The organism is Pantoea sp. ACRSC, assembly GCF_022346785.1.
GTDB classification, from domain to species: Bacteria; Pseudomonadota; Gammaproteobacteria; order Enterobacterales; family Enterobacteriaceae; genus Pantoea; species Pantoea alvi.
In genome coordinates this window covers 1-4324 of sequence record NZ_JAKRNN010000049.1, presented here as the reverse complement: position 1 = coordinate 4324, position 4324 = coordinate 1, and the positions used below count along the sequence as shown (strand labels likewise).

3 protein-coding genes and 1 rRNA gene are annotated in these 4324 nt (G+C 57.9%); 2 read left to right on the top strand and 2 right to left on the bottom strand.

Annotated elements, in window-relative coordinates; all coding sequences use genetic code 11:
• A partial coding sequence (locus tag MHZ97_RS22155) for a GNAT family N-acetyltransferase (protein ID WP_239323854.1) occupies positions 1–1167 on the top strand: 1167 nt, incomplete at its 5' end.
• A 117-nt stretch (positions 1168–1284) separates the two neighbouring features.
• Entirely contained in the window at positions 1285–2640 is a 1356-nt protein-coding gene (pssA, locus tag MHZ97_RS22150) for a CDP-diacylglycerol--serine O-phosphatidyltransferase (protein WP_239315597.1), read from the top strand.
• A gap of 51 nt (positions 2641–2691) precedes the next feature.
• Here pssA and MHZ97_RS22145 read toward each other — a convergent pair whose 3' ends face one another.
• Together MHZ97_RS22145 and rrf are read right to left on the bottom strand one after the other, a co-directional pair.
• A complete protein-coding gene (locus tag MHZ97_RS22145; protein ID WP_239315596.1) occupies positions 2692–3999 on the bottom strand; it encodes an MFS family transporter in 1308 nt (435 codons plus the stop codon).
• A gap of 210 nt (positions 4000–4209) precedes the next feature.
• Positions 4210–4324 (bottom strand): 5S ribosomal RNA (gene rrf, locus MHZ97_RS22140).

Genomic DNA, 4324 nt, shown 5'->3' with positions numbered 1-4324 from the left:
CTGCCGACCTGGATTGCCAGCGACAGCCTTGATGCGGTTGCGATCGCCGAGCGTATCGGCTATCCCGTCGCGCTCAAGCTGCGCTCGCCCGATATCGCCCATAAATCGGAGGTGCAGGGGGTTATGCTCTATCTGCGCAACGCCGCAGAAGTGCAGCAGGCGGCCGAGGCGATCGTCGATCGCGTCAGGCAGACGCTGCCGCAGGCGCGCATCGAAGGGCTGCTGGTGCAGAGCATGGCGAACCGCGCCGGCGCGCAGGAGCTGCGCGTCGTGGTGCAGCAGGATGCGCTGTTCGGTCCGGTGATCTTGCTGGGCGAAGGCGGCGTAGAGTGGCAGGCGGACAAACAGGCGGCGGTGGCGCTGCCGCCGCTCAATATGACGCTGGCGCGCTATCTGGTGATACAGGCGATTAAAAGCGGCAAAATTCGCAGTCGCGGCGGGCTCGATACCCTGGACATTCCCGCCCTCAGCCAGCTGCTGGTGCAGGTCTCCAACCTGGTCGTCGACTGCCCCGAGATCCAGCGGCTCGATATTCATCCGCTGCTGGCGGCGGGCAGCGAATTTACCCTGCTGGACGTGACCCTGGATCTGGCACCGTTCAGCGGAGACAACGAAGCGCGGCTGGCGATACGCCCCTACCCGCAGCAGCTGGAAGAGCAGGTGACGCTGAAGGATGGGCAGAGCTGTCTGTTCCGCCCTATCCTGCCCGAAGATGAGCCGCTGCTGCGCGCCTTTATCGCTCAGGTCACCAAAGAGGATCTCTACTATCGCTACTTCAGCGAGATCAACGAGTTCACCCATGAGGATCTCGCCAATATGACGCAGATCGACTATGACCGCGAGATGGCCTTTGTCGCGGTGCGTCAGCAGCAGGAAAGCAGCGAGATTATCGGCGTCACCCGCGCGATTTCCGACGCTGACAATATCGACGCCGAGTTCTCGGTGCTGGTGCGATCCGACCTAAAAGGGCTCGGCATGGGACGGCGGCTGCTGGAAAAGATGATCCGCTATACGCGCGATCACGGGCTGCAGCAGCTCAACGGGATTACCATGCCCCACAACCGTGGCATGATCACCCTGGCGCGCAAGCTGGGGTTTGAAGTGGACGTTCAGCTCGATGAAGGTATCGTCAGCCTGAATTTATCCTTACACAGGGACATCAGCTAACCTTGTAGAGAAAGGTAAAAAATGGCCGACCGCATCAGGTTGATGTTATTATTTACCGTTATGACCCTGATTTGATGGCAAAAGGCCATGCAATGAAACGAGAAGAAGCGCACTGCGATGCTGACTAAATTCAAACGCAATAAGCATCAACAACACCTCGCACAGTTGCCGAAGCTGTCACAGTCCCCTACGGATGTGTCAACGCTCTACTCGCCTGCCGACTTTCGTCGCACGCTGCTGGAAAAGATCGCCGCGGCGCAGCACCGCATCTGCATCGTCGCTCTTTATATGGAAAACGACGATGCTGGCCGTGCGGTTATGGATGCGCTCTATGCGGCAAAGCGCGCGCGTCCTGAGCTGGATATCAGCATTCTGGTCGACTGGCATCGCGCCCAGCGCGGACGCATCGGCGCGGCGCGCGGCGTCACCAATGCCGACTGGTATTGTGAAATGGCAACGCAGCATGCGGATATCGCCATTCCGGTATACGGGATTCCGGTCAATACGCGCGAAGCGCTCGGCGTGCTGCATCTGAAAGGCTTTATTATTGACGATACGCTGCTCTACAGCGGCGCCAGCATCAACGACGTTTACCTGCATCAGCACGATAAGTATCGATACGACCGCTATCAGCTGATTCGCAACCCGCAGCTGGCCGACACCATGTATGAGTGGATTAACGTCAACCTTAAGCAGTCGGAAGCGGTCAACCGCCTCGACCGCGAAGAGCGCCCTTCCAGCCCGGAAATCAAAAATGAGACGCGCCAGTTCCGCCAGGATCTGCGCGGCTTCAACTATCAGTTCACCGGCGATGGCCATAATGAAGAGCTGACCGTTACGCCGCTGGTCGGGCTGGGCAAGCGTAGCCTGCTCAACAAAACCATTTTCCACCTGATGCCCTGCACTGAGCAGAAGCTGACCATCTGCACGCCCTACTTCAACCTGCCGGCGATTCTGGTGCGCAGCATTATTCATCTGCTGCGCGAGGGCAAAGAGGTGGAGATTATCGTCGGCGATAAGACCGCTAACGACTTCTATATTCCCCCTGAGCAGCCGTTTAAAATTATCGGCGCGCTGCCCTATCTCTATGAGATCAACCTGCGCCGCTTTATGAGCCGCCTGCAATATTATGCCGATAACGGACAGCTGGCGGTGCGCCTGTGGAAGGATGGCGAGAACAGCTATCACCTGAAGGGCATATGGGTAGATGAGGAGTGGATGCTGATTACCGGCAACAACCTCAACCCGCGCGCCTGGCGTCTCGATCTGGAAAACGCGGTGCTGATCCACGATCCGCTGCAGCAGCTTGCCGAGCAGCGCGAAAAAGAGCTGGCGCTGATTCGCACCCATACTCACGTCGTGAAGCATTTCCGCGAGCTGGAAAGCATCTCCGACTATCCGGCGAAGGTGCGCAAGCTGATCCGTCGCCTGCGCCGTATCCGTATCGATCGTCTGATTAGCCGTATCCTCTGATCTATGGCCTGCGGCGCCGATCGCCGCAGGCCATCCCTTCCCCGCCAGCCTTTACAGCTTAATGCCCTTGCCGCGCCTGTGCAGCAGGAGCGATACCAGGAACGCCAGCGCGCCCATTGCCGATACATACCAGAAGAAGGTAGTCTCGATGCCCTGCTGCTTCATCAGCAGCGCAACATATTCCGCCGAGCCGCCAAAAATCGCGTTTGCAACGGCATAGGAGAGGCCGACGCCAAGCGCGCGCACCTCTGGCGGAAACATCTCTGCCTTAAGAATGCCGCTGATAGCGGTGTAGAAGCTGGTAATCAGCAGCGCCAGCATGATCAGGCAGAAGGCAACTGTCGGACTTTGCACGCTTTGCAGCGCGGTGAGGATGGGAACGGTGCAGATCGCCGCGCCCGCGCCAAAGATCAGCATCGATCCGCGACGACCAATTTTATCGGACAATGCGCCGATAATCGGCTGGATCAGCATAAATACCATCAGCGCGGCGGTCATCAGGCCGCTGGCGCTTTTCGCGTCCATTCCCGCCGTGTTCACCAGGTACTTTTGCATATAGGTGGTAAAGGTGTAAAAGCTCAGGGAGCCGCCTGCGGTAAAACCCAGCACCATCAGGAAGGCACGCGTATGGTTGCGCAGCAGTCCGGTAATGCTGCCGGCGTCTTTGTGATGACGACTCTGGTTATCTGAGGTTTCATGCAGCGATCGCCGCAGCCAGAGAGCCACCACCGCCAGGATCGCGCCGAGAAAAAAGGGAATACGCCAGCCCCAGCTGCGCAGATCCTCTTCGCTGAGGATAAACTGCAGCACCACCACCGTCAGCACCGCCAGAAGCTGGCCGCCGATAAGCGTAACGTACTGAAAGGAAGCGTAAAATCCTTTGCGTCCTTCCAGCGCCACTTCGCTCATATAGGTTGCGCTGGTGCCATATTCGCCTCCCACCGACAGCCCCTGAAACATGCGCGCCAGCAGCAGAATTGCCGGAGCCGCGATGCCGATACTGCCATAGCCGGGCAGGCAGGCGATGACCAGCGAGCCGAAGCACATCATACACACCGAGATAAGCATCGACTTTTTACGTCCGTGTCGATCGCCGATATAGCCGAACAGCCAGCCGCCGATGGGACGCATCAGAAAGCCGGCGGCGAATACTCCGGCGGTTTGCAGCAGCTGCGTTGTAGTGTCGCCCTTGGGAAAGAAAATATGGGCAAAATAGAGAGAGAAAAATGAATAGACGTAGAAGTCGAACCATTCAACCAGATTACCTGACGACGCGCCGACGATTGCCCAGACGCGTTTCTTGCTGATCCCCGGATCTTCTGCCCCACTGTGGGATGGGCGCGAATCGATTTTGGCCATGCGTTACCTCAGTTTCCTTGCTGATAAGCAGCATTAAAACAATGAGTAAAGCACTTCAACCGTGACAACGGAACGTTCTCGCGGCCGTGCGGCGCTAAATGTGTGATGCACAAGAGGTTTGGATGTAACGCGTGTAACTGAGAAGGCGTTTTTACGGGCCTGAAAATGCAAAAAACCCTGACCGTGAGGTCAGGGTTATCGCAATTGGATGCCTGGCAGTTCCCTACTCTCGCATGGGGAGGCCCCACACTACCATCGGCGCTACGGCGTTTCACTTCTGAGTTCGGCATGGGGTCAGGTGGGACCGCCGCGCTAAGGCCGCCAG

Bases quoted from the DNA above. Each gene is read 5' to 3' on its own strand.
- pssA (WP_239315597.1), top strand. From the start codon at position 1,285: ATGCTGACTAAATTCAAACGCAATAAGCATCAACAACACCTCGCACAG.
- MHZ97_RS22145 (WP_239315596.1), bottom strand. From the start codon at position 3,999: ATGGCCAAAATCGATTCGCGCCCATCCCACAGTGGGGCAGAAGATCCG.